We start from the raw sequence: 13,840 nt of genomic DNA on the forward strand, positions 1-13,840 counted from the left end.
AGGCAGAATGGCAAAGAAAAAAGCCAGGCAGAACGCCTGGCTTTTTTCTTGATGCTTGTGGGCAGAGAAGGCTTAGGCCTGCTCGACCACTTCGCCTTCCACGGCTTCGCCGCCTTCGGGACGATCCAGCAGTTCGACGTAGGCCATCGGCGCATTGTCGCCGGGGCGGAAGCCGCACTTCAGGATGCGCAGGTAGCCGCCGGGGCGGGTCTGGAAGCGGGGGCCCAGCTCGTCGAAGACCTTCACCACCATCTCGCGGTCGCGCAGGCGGTTGAAGGCCAGGCGGCGATTGGACAGGCTCGGGGTCTTGCCCAGGGTGATGATCGGCTCGACCACCCGGCGCAGTTCCTTGGCCTTCGGCAGGGTGGTGCGGATGGCTTCGTGACGCAGCAGGGCGTTGGTCAGGTTGCGCAGCAGCGCCTGGCGGTGCGCGCTGGTACGGTTCAGTTTGCGAAGACCGTTACGGTGACGCATGGTTGAGTTCCTTTATCGATGCGCTGGGTCAGACCTTCTCGAGGCCGGCCGGAGGCCAGTTCTCGAGCTTCATGCCCAGGGTGAGGCCGCGGGCGGCCAGCACTTCTTTGATCTCGTTAAGCGACTTGCGACCCAGATTCGGGGTCTTGAGCAGCTCGTTCTCGGTACGCTGGATGAGATCACCGATGTAGTAGATGTTCTCGGCCTTGAGGCAGTTGGCGGACCGGACGGTCAGCTCCAGGTCGTCCACCGGGCGCAGCAGGATGGGGTCCACCTGCATCGGCTTGGCGGCTTCCACCGGGGCGGGGGTGCCTTCCAGATCAGCGAACACCGACAGTTGCTCGACCAGAATGCGGGCCGCGTTGCGGATCGCTTCTTCCGGATCGATGGCACCGTTGGTCTCGATGTCGATCACCAGCTTGTCCAGGTCGGTACGCTGTTCCACACGGGCGCTCTCGACGCTGTAGGCGACGCGGCGCACCGGGCTGAAAGAAGCGTCGAGCACCAGGTTGCCGATGCTCTTCGAACCGTCCGGGGACTGGCGCATGGTACCGGGGACATAGCCGCGGCCCTTTTGCACCTTCATCTGCAGGTTGAGCTTGCCGCCGGCGGAGATATGGGCGACCACGTGATCCGGGTTGATGATTTCCACGTCGTGGGAAATCTCGATATCACGGGCGCGCACCACACCCTCACCCTCTTTCTTCAGGGTGAGGACCGCCTCTTCGCCACGGTGCAGCTTGAACACCACACCCTTGAGGTTGAGGAGGATGTCCACGACATCCTCCTGCACACCGTCAATGGTGGAGTACTCGTGCAGCACGCCGTCGATGCTCACCTCGGTGGGAGCATAGCCGGGCATGGACGACAGCAGGATGCGGCGCAGCGCGTTACCAAGGGTGTGGCCGTAGCCGCGTTCAAACGGCTCCATGACCACCCGCGCCTGGACCGGCGAGAGGTTCTGCACATCGATGATGCGCGGTTTCAGAAGTCCACTGCTTTGCATTGGCTGTCCTTTGGCTGCTCGTCGAACCTACTCGGATTACTTCGAGTACAGTTCGATGACGAGGCTCTCGTTGATGGTGGAGGGCAGTTCGCTGCGTTGCGGGCGAGCCTTGAAGGTGCCCTTGCCAGCCTTGACGTCCACTTCGAGCCACTCGGGGAAGCCGCGGGATTCGGCAGCCGCCATCGCAGCCTTGACACGCAGGTGGCCCTTGGTCTTTTCAGCCAGTTCCACGACGTCGCCCGGGCGAACGATGAAGGAGGGAATGTTCACGCGCTTGCCGTTCACCAGCACGCCGTTGTGACGCACCACCTGGCGGGACTCGGAGCGGGAAGCACCGAAGCCCATGCGGTAGGCCACGTTGTCGAGACGGGATTCGAGCAGTTGCAGCAGGTTTTCGCCGGTCTGGCCCTTTTTGGCAGCGGCGCTCGCGAAGGTGCGGCGGAACTGGCCTTCCAAGACGCCGTAGATGCGGCGGATCTTCTGCTTTTCACGCAGGTGCACGCCGTAGTCGGACAGACGGGCACCAGACTTCTGGCCGTGCTGACCGGGCGCGTAGGAACGACGCTCGATGGCGCACTTGTCGGTGAAGCACTTTTCGCCCTTGAGGAAAAGCTTTTCACCTTCGCGGCGGCACTGACGGCACTTCGGATCAAGATTTCTTGCCACGGCAAACTCCTGTTAGATGCGGCGCTTTTTCGGCGGACGGCAGCCGTTATGCGGAACCGGAGTCACATCGGTGATCGCGGTGATCTTCATGCCCAGCGCGTTGAGCGCACGGACAGAAGATTCGCGGCCAGGGCCGGGGCCCTTGATGCGCACTTCCAGGTTCTTCACGCCGCACTCGACCGCGACGCGGCCAGCCGCATCGGCAGCGACCTGGGCAGCGAACGGGGTGCTCTTACGGGAGCCCTTGAAGCCGGCACCACCAGCGGTCGCCCAGGACAGAGCGTTGCCCTGGCGGTCGGTGATGGTGATGATGGTGTTGTTGAAAGAGGCGTGGATGTGGGCGATGCCCTCAGCAACGTTCTTTTTGACTTTTTTGCGAACTTTGGCGGCAGTTTTGGCCATGATTCGTCCCTACTTATTTCTTGCCAGCGATGGGCTTACGCGGGCCCTTGCGGGTCCGAGCGTTGGTACGGGTCCGCTGACCGCGGCACGGCAGGCCACGGCGGTGGCGCACGCCACGGTAGCAGCCCAAGTCCATCAGGCGCTTGATGCTCATGGTCACTTCACGGCGGAGATCACCCTCAACCGAGAACTTGCCCACCTCGTCACGCAGCCGCTCCATCTCGGCCTCGGACAGATCCTTAACCTTGGAAGAACGGTTGACGCCAGCCGCGTCGCAGATTTGCTGCGCGCGGGTACGGCCAATGCCAAAAATCGCGGTCAGCGCGATCTCAGCATGCTTATGGGCCGGAATGTTAACCCCTGCAATACGGGCCATGGATTCACCCTAGAAAGCGAAACTACTGATTATATTTCACAATCGCCTTGCGTATCAACGCAAATGCGATCAGCCCTGGCGCTGCTTATGCCGAGGATCGCTGCAGATCACCCGAACCACGCCGTGGCGACGGATGATTTTGCAGTTACGGCAGATACGCTTAACCGAAGCCAGCACTTTCATGATCAACTCCTAATCGTCGATGACTTGCGACGCAGCCAGTCGCTTGCCACCTAAGTTACCGCGTAGAGATTCTTTACCAATGGGAGCTTGCGCTCCCAACTCATTTGGTCCGGAAGACGATCCGAGCCTTGGACAAGTCGTACGGTGTGAGCTGAACCGTCACCTTGTCGCCGGGAAGGATGCGGATGTAGTGCATACGCATCTTTCCCGAAATGAAACCGAGTACCATGTGCCCGTTTTCCAGCTTCACCCGAAATGTTGCGTTGGGGAGGTTCTCAACTACCTCGCCCTGCATTTCGATAACGTCTTCCTTGGCCATTTTTGTTCAGTTATTTCGCAGCCAGACCGCCTTTGAAGTTAGCCTTCTTGAGCAGACTCTCATACTGATGAGACATGATGAAGGCCTGAACCTGGGACATAAAGTCCATGGTCACCACCACGATGATCAGCAGCGAGGTGCCGCCGAAGTAGAACGGCACGTTCCACTTCAGGATCAGGAACTCGGGCAGCAGGCACACCAGGGTGATGTAAGCAGCCCCAATCAGGGTCAACCGCATCAGGATCTTGTCGATGTAGCGGGCGGTATGGTCACCGGGGCGAATGCCGGGGACGAAGGCGCCGCTCTTCTTCAGGTTGTCGGCGGTCTCCTTGGAGTTGAAGACCAGGGCCGTGTAGAAGAAACAGAAGAACACGATGGCGGCTGCATACAACATGACGTACAGCGGCTGGCCAGGGCTCAGGGTAGCGGCCACGTCCTTGAGCCAGCGCGCCTTGTCACCGGAACCGAACCAGCCAGCCACGGTGGCCGGGAAGAGGATGATCGACGAGGCGAAGATCGGCGGAATCACACCAGCCATGTTGAGCTTGAGCGGCAGGTGGGAGCTCTGGCCTCCGTAGATCTTGTTGCCAACTTGGCGCTTGGCGTAATTCACCAGGATCTTGCGCTGGCCGCGTTCGACGAACACCACGAAGGCGGTCACGGCACCGACCAGCAGCACGATGAAGATCGCGGTGATCGGATGCATGGCACCGGTGCGCACCAGTTCGAGCAGGCCGCCGATCGAATTCGGCAGGCCGGCGGCGATACCGGCGAAAATGATGATCGAGATGCCGTTGCCCAGACCGCGCTCGGTAATCTGCTCGCCGAGCCACATCAGGAACATGGTGCCGGTAACCAAGGTGGTCACGGCGGTGAGGCGGAACATGAAGCCCGGGTCGATGACCAGACCGGGCTGCGCCTCAAGGGCCACGGCAATGCCCAGACCCTGGAACAGGGCAAGCAGCACGGTGCCGTAGCGGGTGTACTGGGTGATCTTACGCCGGCCGGCCTCGCCTTCCTTCTTGAGGGCTTCGAGCTGCGGGCTGGCGACGCTCATCAGTTGCATGATGATCGATGCCGAGATGTACGGCATGATCCCCAGTGCAAAAATCGTAAAGCGCGACAGGGCGCCCCCGGAGAACATGTTGAACATGCCCAGGATGCCGCCCTGCTGCGAGCGGAAAAGATCGGACAGCGCGTTGGGGTCGATGCCCGGAACGGGGATGTGCGCCCCGATCCGGTAGACCACCAGCGCGCCGAGCAAGAACCACAGCCGCCGCTTCAAATCGGCAAACTTACCACCTTGCTTGATGAGCGGATTGTTCGAAGCCACCGTCCGACTTTCCTATAAAAACGAGTAACGAATTACTCGGCAATGCTGCCGCCGGCAGCTTCGATGGCCGCCTTGGCACCCTTGGTGGCGCCGATACCCTTCAGCACGACCTTGCGGGACAGCGCGCCGGAGAGAATCACCTTGACGGACAGGGCGTGGATGTCCACGAGGCCGGACTGCTTCAGGGTCAGCAGGTCGATTTCATCAACCGGCAGAGCCTGAAGGTCGGACAGGCGGATTTCCACGTTGCGTGCGTTGGTCAGGGACTTGAAGCCACGCTTGGGCAGGCGACGCTGCAGCGGCATCTGACCGCCTTCGAAGCCAACCTTGTGGAAGCCACCGGCACGGGACTTCTGACCCTTGTGACCGCGAGTCGCGGTCTTGCCGAGGCCGGAGCCGATACCGCGGCCGACACGCTTGGGAGCATGCTTGGCGCCGACGGCGGGCTTGATGGTATTCAGTTCCATATCAACCCTCGTACTTCAGCAGGTACGCGACCTTGTTGATCATGCCGCGGTTGGCCGGGGTATCGATCACTTCAACCGTGTGGTTGATGCGACGCAGGCCGAGGCCGCGCACAGTGGCGCGGTGCGACTGCTTGGTGCCGATCAGGCTCTTGATGAGCGTGACCTTGATTTTGTTGTCAGCCATGACTTACCCCAGAATCTCTTCAACGGATTTGCCACGCTTGGCGGCGATCTCGGACGGGGTGCTCATGGAGAGCAGGCCGTTGATCGTCGCGCGGACAATGTTGTAAGGGTTGGTGGAGCCGTGGGCCTTGGCCACGATGTTGGTCACGCCCATCACTTCGAAGACGGCACGCATGGCGCCGCCGGCGATGATGCCGGTACCTTCGGGAGCGGGCATCATCAGCACCTTGGAGGCGCCGTGCTCGCCGACGACCGGGTGGTGCAGGGTGCCGCTCTTCAGAGACACCTTGGCCATCTTGCGGCGGGCTTCTTCCATCGCCTTCTGCACGGCGACGGGCACTTCGCGGGACTTGCCCTTGCCCATGCCGATACCACCATCGCCGTCGCCGACCACGGTCAGGGCAGCGAAGCCCATGATCCGACCGCCCTTGACGACCTTGGTGACGCGATTGATGGAGACCATCTTCTCGCGAAGACCGTCGTCACGCTCGTCAGCCTGCTGAACTCGTTTGCTTTGCGGTTTAGCCATTTTTAACCTCTACTCGTACCGGGCCTTAGAACTGCAGGCCGTTTTCACGGGCAGCATCGGCCAGGGCCTTGACGCGGCCGTGGTACTTGAAGCCGGAACGGTCGAAGGAAACGGTTTCGACACCGGCCTTCTTCGCGCGCTCGGCGATCAGCTTGCCAATCAGGGTGGCAGCCTGAACGCTGCCGCCGTGGGAGAGGTCCTTGCGGACTTCGGGCTCGAGGCTCGAAGCCGCGGCCAGAACCTTGGAACCGCAAGGGGAGATCACCTGGGCGTAGATGTGACTGTTGGTGCGATGCACCGACAGACGCACGGCTTTGAGCTCGGCAATCTTGGCCCGGGTTTTGCGGGCCCTGCGCAGTCGCGCCTGCTTCTTGTCGATCATGATTAGCCCTTACTTCTTCTTCGTTTCCTTGAGCACGACCACTTCGTCGGCGTAGCGCACGCCCTTGCCCTTGTAGGGTTCGGGGGAGCGGTAGGCGCGGACTTCAGCCGCCACCTGGCCGACGACCTGCTTGTCGATGCCCTTGATCACGATTTCCGTCTGGGACGGGGTTTCGACCTTGATGCCAGCCGGCATCTTGTGCGCCACCGGATGAGAGAACCCCAGGGAGAGGTTCAGGGTCTCGCCCTGAGCCTGGGCACGGTAGCCCACGCCCACCAAGGTCAGCTTGCGCTCAAACCCCTTGGAGACGCCGGTCACCATATTGTTCACCAGGGCGCGGGTGGTGCCGGAGAGGGCGCCGGCATTGATGGCGCCTTCGTTCGGCTTCACCAGCAGCTGGCCACCTTCTTGTTCAACACGCACGGCGGGGTTGACCGCAATCTTCAAGGAGCCCAGAGGCCCCTTCACGGTCACGTCCTGGCCGGCCAGGGTGACTTCAACACCCTGGGGCAGCGTAATCGGATTCTTACCAACGCGGGACATGTTGACTCCTTACGCCACGACGCACAGCACTTCGCCGCCAACCTTGGCAGCCCGCGCCTTGCGGTCGGTCATGACACCCTTGGGGGTGGACACGATGGCCACGCCCAGGCCGTTCAGGACGCGGGGAATGTCCTGGGAGCCCTTGTAGACGCGCAGGCCGGGGCGGGAGACGCGCTCGATGCGCTCAATCACCGGGCGGCCGGCGTAGTACTTCAGGCCAATCTGCAGCACGGGCTTCTCGGCTTCGCCGCGCACGGCGAAATTGTCGATATAGCCTTCGTCCTTCAGCACTTGTGCAATCGCCACTTTCAGCTTGGAGGAAGGCATTTCAACTTCGGCCTTCTCTGCCATCTGGGCGTTGCGGATGCGGGTCAGCATGTCCGCGATCGGATCGCTCATCGCCATTTACAAATCCTCCTGCTTACCAGCTGGCCTTGGTCATGCCCGGGATTTCCCCCTTGAAGGCAATCTCGCGGATCTTGTTGCGGCACAGACCGAACTTGCGGAACACGCCACGGGGACGACCAGTCATCTGGCAACGATTCACCAGACGCACCGGGCTCGTGTTGCGGGGCAGCGTCTGAAGCTTCAGTCGGGCTTCGAAACGCTCGGCATCGCTCAGGGTCGCGTTGTCGATGATCGCCTGGAGCGCTTCACGCTTCTTGGCAAACTTGGCAACGAGGGTGCGACGCTTGTCTTCGCGGTTGATCAGGGCTTTCTTCGCCATAATCGCCTCAATTCTTGAACGGGAACTTAAAGGCCACGAGGAGCGCACGGGCTTCCTCATCGGTCTTCGCCGTGGTGGTGATGCTGATGTTCATCCCGCGGAGCGCGTCGATCTTGTCGTACTCGATCTCGGGGAAGATGATCTGCTCTTTCACACCCATGTTGTAGTTGCCACGGCCGTCGAAGCCCTTGCCGGAGATACCGCGGAAGTCGCGGACGCGGGGCAGAGCCACGGTCACCAGACGATCCAGGAACTCGAACATGCGGGGACCGCGCAGGGTCACCATGCAACCCAGAGGGTAGCCGTCGCGAATCTTGAAGCCGGCGATGGACGTGCGGGCCTTGGTCACCACCGGCTTCTGACCGGCAATCTTGACCATATCGCCAACGGCGTTGTCCAGAACCTTCTTGTCGGCCACAGCCTCACCCACACCCATGTTCAGGGTGATCTTGGTGATGCGGGGCACTTCCATGACGGACTTGTAACCGAACTGCTTGGTCAGCTCGGAAACGACGGTCGTCTTGTAAAAATCAGCCAAACGCGCCATGTCTGTTCCTTAAGCGTCCACGACCTCGCCGGTCGCCTTGAACACGCGCACCATGCGGCCGTCTTCCAGCTTCTTGATGCCGACACGGCCACCCTTGCTGGTCTTCGGGTTGAAGAGCGCGACGTTGGAAATGTGGATGGGCATGTCCTTTTCGACGATGCCACCGACTTCGCCGCGGATCGGATTGGGACGAACGTGCTTCTTGGCACGATTCACACCCTCAACCACCACGTGGTCGGCGTCGAGGCGACGCAGAACGGCGCCACGCTTGCCCTTGTCCTTGCCGGTCAGAACGATGACTTCGTCACCCTTGCGAATCTTTTCCATGGCGCCTCCTTAGAGCACTTCGGGGGCCAGGGACACGATCTTCATGAACCGCTCGCTACGCAGTTCGCGAGTGACCGGTCCGAAGATGCGGGTGCCGATGGGCTCCAGCTTGTTATTGAGGAGCACGGCGGCATTGCCGTCGAACTTGACAAGGGAGCCGTCCGGACGGCGCACGCCCTTGGCAGTGCGAACGACGACGGCGTTATAGACGTCACCCTTTTTCACACGACCACGGGGAGCAGCATCCTTGATGCTGACCTTGATGATGTCACCAATGCCGGCATACCGGCGCTTGGATCCACCCAACACCTTGATACACATGACCGAACGCGCACCGGTGTTGTCGGCGACATCCAGAATCGTCTGCATCTGAATCATTGATTAACTCCAACTTATCCCGCGAAGACCGCGGTCAGTCTTGGATCCCGTATATGGGGAAGATCCCTTCGGGGCAGGCACCAGATAGGCACCCAGACTTGCGATCCCCTCGGGGTCGAGGCAAATGCAACGGTGCCCGGAAGACCGGGCACCGCAGAAAAGAAGTCGAATATAGCAGGACTTCTAGATACGCGCAAGCGTTAGGCCACAACTGCCTTTTCAAGCAGCTTGGTCACACGCCAGGCTTTGGTACGGGACAGCGGACGGCACTCCTCGATCTGGACCAGATCGCCGGCTTGCGCCTCGTTGTTCTCGTTGTGCGCGTGGTACTTCTTGGACAGCTGGATCACCTTGCCGTACTTCGGGTGGTTCACACGACGCTCGACCAGGACGGTGACCGTCTTGTCCATCTTGTCGCTCACCACGCGGCCGATCAGCGTCCGCTTAATGCTGCTGGTGGTCTCGGTCATTGCTGCACCGCCTTTTCACGAAGAATGGTACGGACACGGGCGATGTCGCGACGAACCTTGCCGATCTGACTGGTGTTCGCCAGCTGCTGCGTCGCCTTCTGCATACGAAGGGAGAACTGAGCCTTGAGGAGCTCAACGAGCTCCTTGTTCAGTTCCTCAACGCTTTTCGCTTTGAGTTCATTGGCTTTCATGATTATCCCAACTGACGGGTCACGAAGGTCGTCGCGATGGGGAGCTTGGCCGCGGCGAGCTTGAAGGCTTCGCGGGCCAGCTCGACGCTGACGCCATCCATTTCATAGAGGACCTTGCCCGGCTGGATCTCGGCCACCCAGTACTCCGGGTTACCCTTACCGTTACCCATACGGACTTCGGCAGGCTTCTTGGAGATGGGCTTGTCCGGGAACACGCGGATCCAGATGCGGCCGCCGCGCTTGATGTGCCGGGTCATGGCACGACGAGCGGCTTCGATCTGGCGGGCGGTCAGACGACCGCGGCCGATGGCCTTCAGGCCGAATTCACCGAAGGACACCTTGGCGCCACGAGTCGCCAGGCCGGTATTGCGGCCCTTGTGTTCCTTGCGGTACTTGCGACGTGCGGGTTGCAGCATTTACGCACCTGCCTTTCTGACACGCTTGGCCGGAGCCTTGGCGTCACCCTCACCCTCGGCCTTGGCCGGACGGGAACGGGGCTTGCCTTCGCCGTCACCGGGGCGACCGCGCCGGGCAGGGCGCTTCTCTTCGCCTTCGGGGGAAGCGGCGGGCTGCTCGTTGCGGCCCATGTTTTCACCCTTGTACACCCAAACCTTGATACCAATCACGCCGTAGGTGGTGTGGGCTTCGGAAGTACCGTAGTCGATGTCGGCGCGCAGGGTGTGCAGGGGCACACGACCTTCGCGATACCACTCGGTACGAGCGATTTCAGCACCGTTGAGACGGCCGGAGCTCATGATCTTGATGCCCTGGGCGCCCAGACGCATGGCGTTCTGCATCGCGCGCTTCATGGCGCGGCGGAACATGATGCGCTTTTCCAGCTGCTGAGCGATAGAGTCGGCGATCAGCTTCGCATCGATTTCCGGCTTGCGGATTTCTTCGATGGAAACGTGCACCGGCACACCGAGAATGCCCTGCAGACCCGAACGGAGCTGATCGATCTCCTCGCCCTTCTTGCCGATGACCACGCCCGGACGGGCGGAATAAACGGTCACACGGGCGTTCTTGGCGGGGCGCTCGATCACAACGCGGCCAACGGACGCGTGGGCAAGCTTCTTTTTCAGATACTCACGGACTTCCGCATCCTCGTTCAGCATGGACGCGAAATTCTGGTTATTCGCGTACCAGCGGGAGGACCAGTCGCGGGTCACCGCGAGGCGGAAGCCGGTCGGATGAATCTTCTGTCCCATAGCCTATCCTCAGTTGCCGACGGTCAGGAAAATGTGGCAAGTCGGCTTGAGAATCCGGTTGCCACGACCCTTCGCACGAGCCGTCCAGCGCTTGAGCGTTGCAGCCTGCTCGACGTACACGGTCTTCACCTTCAGCTCGTCAATGTCGGCACCATCATTGTGCTCAGCATTGGCAATGGCCGATTCGAGGACCTTCTTCATGATTTCCGCGCCCTTCTTCGGGCAGAAAGCCAGGACGTTGAGCGCCTGGTCGACCCGCTTGCCGCGGATCAGGTCAGCCACGAGGCGACCCTTCTGGGCCGAGAGGCGGACGCCGCGCAATACAGCACGAGTTTCCATATCCACTCCTTAACGCTTGGCTTTCTTGCCCGCGGTGTGACCCTTGAAGGTACGGGTCAGCGCGAACTCGCCCAGCTTGTGACCAACCATGTTCTCGGTGACGAACACCGGGATGTGTTGCCGGCCGTTGTGGACGGCAATGGTCAGGCCGATGAAGTCGGGCAGGATGGTCGAGCGGCGGGACCAGGTCTTGATCGGCCGCTTGTCGTTACCCGTGCGAGCCGACTCTACCTTCTTCCAGAGGTGCGCGTCGACGAACGGGCCTTTCTTGAGAGAACGTGCCATTCTTTACCTCTTAGCGTTTGTGACGACGCTGCACGATCATGGAAGTCGTGCGCTTGTTGCTGCGGGTGCGGTAACCCTTGGCCGGGGTACCCCAGGGGCTGACGGGAACACGACCCTCGCCGGTGCGGCCTTCGCCGCCACCGTGCGGGTGGTCCACCGGGTTCATGGCAACGCCGCGAACCGTCGGACGGACACCACGCCAGCGGGTGGCACCAGCTTTACCCAGCTTGCGCAGGTTGTTTTCCTCGTTGCCCACTTCGCCGATGGTGGCGCGGCACTCGATGTGCACGCGGCGGATTTCACCGGAGCGCAGGCGCAGCTGGGCGTAGGAGCCTTCACGGGCAAGCAGTTGCACGGAGGTACCGGCGGCGCGAGCCAGCTGGGCACCCTTGCCGGGCAGCATTTCCACGCAGTGAATGGTGGAGCCCACGGGGATGTTGCGGATGGGCAGGGTGTTACCAACCTTGATCGGAGCCTCGGAACCGCTCAGCAGCTGCTGGCCAACCACCAGACCCTTGGGGGCCACGATGTAGCGACGCTCGCCGTCGGCGTAGCACAGCAGGGCGATGTGGGCGGAACGGTTGGGGTCGTACTCCAGACGCTCAACCTTGGCGGGAATACCGTCCTTGTTGCGCTTGAAGTCGATCACGCGGTACTGCTGCTTGTGACCGCCACCTTTATGGCGAACGGTGACGTGACCGTTGTTGTTACGACCCGAACCGCGAACCTGCTTTTCGAGCAGAGAGGCAACGGGGCGGCCCTTGTACAGCTCGGGGCTCACCACCTTGACGACCGCGCGGCGACCGGCGGACGTGGGTTTGACTTTCATCAGTGCCATGACTTACTCCCCGGCCACGAAATTGATTTCCTGGCCCGGCTTCAGGCAAACGAAGGCTTTCTTCCAGCCCTTGCGACGACCCAGCCCGTGGCGGGTGCGCTTGACCTTGCCCTTGACGTTCGCAACTTGCACGGACTCGACCTGCACCTTGAAGAGCAGTTCGACGGCAGCCTTGATCTCCGGCTTGGTGGCGTCAGAGGCCACGCGGAAGATCACCTGCTCGTTCTTGTCGGCCACATAGGTCGCCTTCTCAGAGATCTGGGGCGCCAGCAGCACTTGCATCAGACGTTCCTGATTCATCCCCACATCTCCTCAAACTTGGCCACGGCGCTCTTGGTGAGCAGGACCTTGGGGAAACGCACCAGGGACACCGGATCGGCTTCCTGCGGCTCGAGCACGAGCACGTTGAACAGGTTGCGCGAAGCCAGGAAGAGATTCTCATCCAGGTTGTCGGTGATCACCAGCACGGACTCCAGACCGAGGTTCTTCAGCTTTTCGACGAAGAGCTTGGTCTTGGGGGCGTCGACAGCAATGTCGTCCACCACGGCCAGACGATCTTCGCGGGCCAACTGGGAGAAGATCGCGGCCATACCGGCGCGGAACATCTTCTTGTTGACCTTCTGGCTGAAGTTTTCTTCCGGGGAGTTCGGGAAAATCTTACCGCCCCCGCGCCACAACGGGCTGGAGGACATACCGGCGCGAGCGCGACCGGTACCCTTCTGCTTCCAGGGCTTGCGGGTGGTGTGCTTGACGTTGGCGCGATCCTTCTGGGCGCGATTGCCGGAGCGGGCGTTGGCCTGGTAGGCCACGACCAGCTGGTGAATCAGCGCTTCGTTGTATTCGCGACCGAACAGGATATCGGAGGCCTGCAGACGGCTTGCCTCTTGACCCTTATCGTTGATGACTTTCAGTTCCATTGTCGCCCTCGCTTAGGAGCCAGCCTTGACCGCAGGCCGAACGATCACGTCCGAACCCTTGGAGCCCGGCACAGCGCCCTTGACCAGCAGCAGCTGGCGCTCGGCATCCACGCGAACCACTTCAAGGTTCTGCATGGTGCGCTGAACGGCGCCCAGATGGCCGGCCATCCGCTTGCCCGGGAACACGCGACCGGGGTCCTGCGCCATACCGATGGAGCCGGGGGCACGGGTGGTCACGGAGTTACCGTGGGATGCGCGGTTGGAGCTGAAGTTGTGACGCTTGATCGCGCCTTGGAAACCCTTACCCTGGGTGGTACCGGTCACATCGACCAGCTGCCCAGCGGCAAAGAGGGTCACGGCGATTTGGTCGCCGGGCTTCAGATTGGCGAGGTCCGCGGGAGTTACAGCGAACTCCTTGAGGACGTGACCAGCCTCAACCCCAGCCTTGGCCAGGTGGCCGGCAAGGGGCTTGACCACGCGCGAAGCGCGGCGCTGGCCGAAAGTCACCTGGACCGCGGCATAGCCGTCGGTTTCAGGGGTCTTGATCTGGGAGACGCGATTGTTCGACACATCAAGCACCGTCACCGGGATGGTTGCACCATCATCGGCAAAGATGCGAGTCATGCCGACCTTGCGCCCGACAAGGCCTAGACTCATGGTTTTTCTCCTGACGCCGGCTACGGTTGGCCGGCGAGCATTCAAGTCAAACCGGGCGAATCCCGAAGGAAACGCCCGCCGAAAAGCTGCGGA

At 61.4% G+C, this 13,840-nt stretch carries 28 protein-coding genes; all 28 read right to left on the reverse strand.

Features of this window, described 5'->3' with window-relative positions; genetic code table 11:
• Positions 1 to 72: 72 nt before the first annotated feature.
• A complete protein-coding gene (rplQ, locus tag V7Z98_RS08800) occupies positions 73 to 474 on the reverse strand; it encodes a 50S ribosomal protein L17 (protein ID WP_293266149.1) in 402 nt (133 codons plus the stop codon).
• A gap of 28 nt (positions 475 to 502) precedes the next feature.
• Positions 503 to 1,480, reverse strand: coding sequence for a DNA-directed RNA polymerase subunit alpha (locus tag V7Z98_RS08805; RefSeq protein ID WP_293266147.1), 978 nt, complete (start codon positions 1,478 to 1,480; stop codon positions 503 to 505).
• Between the two features lie 36 nt (positions 1,481 to 1,516).
• Entirely contained in the window at positions 1,517 to 2,146 is a 630-nt protein-coding gene (rpsD, locus tag V7Z98_RS08810; RefSeq protein WP_293266145.1) for a 30S ribosomal protein S4, read from the reverse strand.
• Positions 2,147 to 2,158: 12 nt separating this feature from the next.
• Entirely contained in the window at positions 2,159 to 2,548 is a 390-nt protein-coding gene (rpsK, locus tag V7Z98_RS08815; RefSeq protein ID WP_054621696.1) for a 30S ribosomal protein S11, read from the reverse strand.
• 13 nt (positions 2,549 to 2,561) lie between these two features.
• Positions 2,562 to 2,924 carry a 30S ribosomal protein S13 gene (gene rpsM / locus V7Z98_RS08820; RefSeq protein ID WP_293266141.1) on the reverse strand — a complete coding sequence of 121 codons (363 nt, stop codon included), beginning with the start codon at positions 2,922 to 2,924 and terminating at the stop codon, positions 2,562 to 2,564.
• Positions 2,925 to 2,993: 69 nt separating this feature from the next.
• A complete protein-coding gene (gene rpmJ, locus V7Z98_RS08825) occupies positions 2,994 to 3,107 on the reverse strand; it encodes a 50S ribosomal protein L36 (RefSeq protein ID WP_082397123.1) in 114 nt (37 codons plus the stop codon).
• A 100-nt stretch (positions 3,108 to 3,207) separates the two neighbouring features.
• Positions 3,208 to 3,426: a translation initiation factor IF-1 gene (gene infA / locus V7Z98_RS08830; RefSeq protein ID WP_293266136.1), complete on the reverse strand. Its 219-nt coding sequence runs from the start codon at positions 3,424 to 3,426 to the stop codon at positions 3,208 to 3,210.
• 10 nt (positions 3,427 to 3,436) lie between these two features.
• Positions 3,437 to 4,759: a preprotein translocase subunit SecY gene (secY, locus tag V7Z98_RS08835; protein WP_293266134.1), complete on the reverse strand. Its 1,323-nt coding sequence runs from the start codon at positions 4,757 to 4,759 to the stop codon at positions 3,437 to 3,439.
• A gap of 32 nt (positions 4,760 to 4,791) precedes the next feature.
• Positions 4,792 to 5,226: a 50S ribosomal protein L15 gene (gene rplO, locus V7Z98_RS08840; RefSeq protein ID WP_293266132.1), complete on the reverse strand. Its 435-nt coding sequence runs from the start codon at positions 5,224 to 5,226 to the stop codon at positions 4,792 to 4,794.
• A 1-nt stretch (position 5,227) separates the two neighbouring features.
• Positions 5,228 to 5,410, reverse strand: coding sequence for a 50S ribosomal protein L30 (gene rpmD, locus V7Z98_RS08845; RefSeq protein WP_293266130.1), 183 nt, complete (start codon positions 5,408 to 5,410; stop codon positions 5,228 to 5,230).
• A 3-nt stretch (positions 5,411 to 5,413) separates the two neighbouring features.
• Positions 5,414 to 5,938: a 30S ribosomal protein S5 gene (gene rpsE, locus V7Z98_RS08850; protein ID WP_293266128.1), complete on the reverse strand. Its 525-nt coding sequence runs from the start codon at positions 5,936 to 5,938 to the stop codon at positions 5,414 to 5,416.
• Positions 5,939 to 5,963: 25 nt separating this feature from the next.
• On the reverse strand, positions 5,964 to 6,317 hold the full coding sequence (gene rplR / locus V7Z98_RS08855) for a 50S ribosomal protein L18 (protein WP_293266209.1): 354 nt from the start codon (positions 6,315 to 6,317) through the stop codon (positions 5,964 to 5,966).
• A gap of 12 nt (positions 6,318 to 6,329) precedes the next feature.
• On the reverse strand, positions 6,330 to 6,863 hold the full coding sequence (rplF, locus tag V7Z98_RS08860) for a 50S ribosomal protein L6 (RefSeq protein ID WP_293266126.1): 534 nt from the start codon (positions 6,861 to 6,863) through the stop codon (positions 6,330 to 6,332).
• A gap of 9 nt (positions 6,864 to 6,872) precedes the next feature.
• The gene (gene rpsH / locus V7Z98_RS08865; RefSeq protein WP_334157701.1) at positions 6,873 to 7,268 is read right to left on the reverse strand and encodes a 30S ribosomal protein S8; all 396 of its coding nucleotides are present in this window, start codon (positions 7,266 to 7,268) and stop codon (positions 6,873 to 6,875) included.
• 16 nt (positions 7,269 to 7,284) lie between these two features.
• The gene (gene rpsN, locus V7Z98_RS08870; RefSeq protein ID WP_334157702.1) at positions 7,285 to 7,590 is read right to left on the reverse strand and encodes a 30S ribosomal protein S14; all 306 of its coding nucleotides are present in this window, start codon (positions 7,588 to 7,590) and stop codon (positions 7,285 to 7,287) included.
• Positions 7,591 to 7,597: 7 nt separating this feature from the next.
• Positions 7,598 to 8,137, reverse strand: a complete 540-nt coding sequence (gene rplE / locus V7Z98_RS08875; protein WP_334157703.1) for a 50S ribosomal protein L5 — start codon at positions 8,135 to 8,137, stop codon at positions 7,598 to 7,600.
• Between the two features lie 9 nt (positions 8,138 to 8,146).
• Complete coding sequence (gene rplX / locus V7Z98_RS08880; protein ID WP_293266118.1) at positions 8,147 to 8,464, reverse strand: 50S ribosomal protein L24; 318 nt, start codon at positions 8,462 to 8,464, stop codon at positions 8,147 to 8,149.
• Between the two features lie 9 nt (positions 8,465 to 8,473).
• Positions 8,474 to 8,842, reverse strand: coding sequence for a 50S ribosomal protein L14 (rplN, locus tag V7Z98_RS08885; RefSeq protein WP_293266116.1), 369 nt, complete (start codon positions 8,840 to 8,842; stop codon positions 8,474 to 8,476).
• 200 nt (positions 8,843 to 9,042) lie between these two features.
• A complete protein-coding gene (gene rpsQ, locus V7Z98_RS08890; protein WP_293266114.1) occupies positions 9,043 to 9,312 on the reverse strand; it encodes a 30S ribosomal protein S17 in 270 nt (89 codons plus the stop codon).
• Complete coding sequence (rpmC, locus tag V7Z98_RS08895; protein ID WP_054621711.1) at positions 9,309 to 9,503, reverse strand: 50S ribosomal protein L29; 195 nt, start codon at positions 9,501 to 9,503, stop codon at positions 9,309 to 9,311. Before rpmC ends, rpsQ begins: the two co-directional genes overlap by 4 nt.
• Positions 9,504 to 9,505: 2 nt before the next feature.
• A complete protein-coding gene (rplP, locus tag V7Z98_RS08900; RefSeq protein WP_054621712.1) occupies positions 9,506 to 9,919 on the reverse strand; it encodes a 50S ribosomal protein L16 in 414 nt (137 codons plus the stop codon).
• Complete coding sequence (gene rpsC, locus V7Z98_RS08905; protein WP_293266110.1) at positions 9,920 to 10,711, reverse strand: 30S ribosomal protein S3; 792 nt, start codon at positions 10,709 to 10,711, stop codon at positions 9,920 to 9,922.
• Positions 10,712 to 10,720: 9 nt separating this feature from the next.
• The gene (gene rplV / locus V7Z98_RS08910; RefSeq protein ID WP_054621714.1) at positions 10,721 to 11,050 is read right to left on the reverse strand and encodes a 50S ribosomal protein L22; all 330 of its coding nucleotides are present in this window, start codon (positions 11,048 to 11,050) and stop codon (positions 10,721 to 10,723) included.
• A 9-nt stretch (positions 11,051 to 11,059) separates the two neighbouring features.
• The gene (gene rpsS, locus V7Z98_RS08915; RefSeq protein WP_293266108.1) at positions 11,060 to 11,335 is read right to left on the reverse strand and encodes a 30S ribosomal protein S19; all 276 of its coding nucleotides are present in this window, start codon (positions 11,333 to 11,335) and stop codon (positions 11,060 to 11,062) included.
• Positions 11,336 to 11,345: 10 nt separating this feature from the next.
• On the reverse strand, positions 11,346 to 12,173 hold the full coding sequence (rplB, locus tag V7Z98_RS08920) for a 50S ribosomal protein L2 (RefSeq protein WP_293266106.1): 828 nt from the start codon (positions 12,171 to 12,173) through the stop codon (positions 11,346 to 11,348).
• 3 nt (positions 12,174 to 12,176) lie between these two features.
• A complete protein-coding gene (gene rplW / locus V7Z98_RS08925) occupies positions 12,177 to 12,473 on the reverse strand; it encodes a 50S ribosomal protein L23 (protein WP_082397125.1) in 297 nt (98 codons plus the stop codon).
• Positions 12,470 to 13,090 carry a 50S ribosomal protein L4 gene (gene rplD / locus V7Z98_RS08930; protein ID WP_054621717.1) on the reverse strand — a complete coding sequence of 207 codons (621 nt, stop codon included), beginning with the start codon at positions 13,088 to 13,090 and terminating at the stop codon, positions 12,470 to 12,472. The genes rplW and rplD overlap by 4 nt, the downstream gene beginning before the upstream one ends.
• A gap of 12 nt (positions 13,091 to 13,102) precedes the next feature.
• Positions 13,103 to 13,747: a 50S ribosomal protein L3 gene (gene rplC / locus V7Z98_RS08935; RefSeq protein ID WP_293266101.1), complete on the reverse strand. Its 645-nt coding sequence runs from the start codon at positions 13,745 to 13,747 to the stop codon at positions 13,103 to 13,105.
• Positions 13,748 to 13,840: the final 93 nt, after the last annotated feature.

It is taken from the genome of Oryzomicrobium sp. (assembly GCF_036820405.1).
Taxonomy (GTDB): domain Bacteria; phylum Pseudomonadota; class Gammaproteobacteria; order Burkholderiales; family Rhodocyclaceae; genus Oryzomicrobium.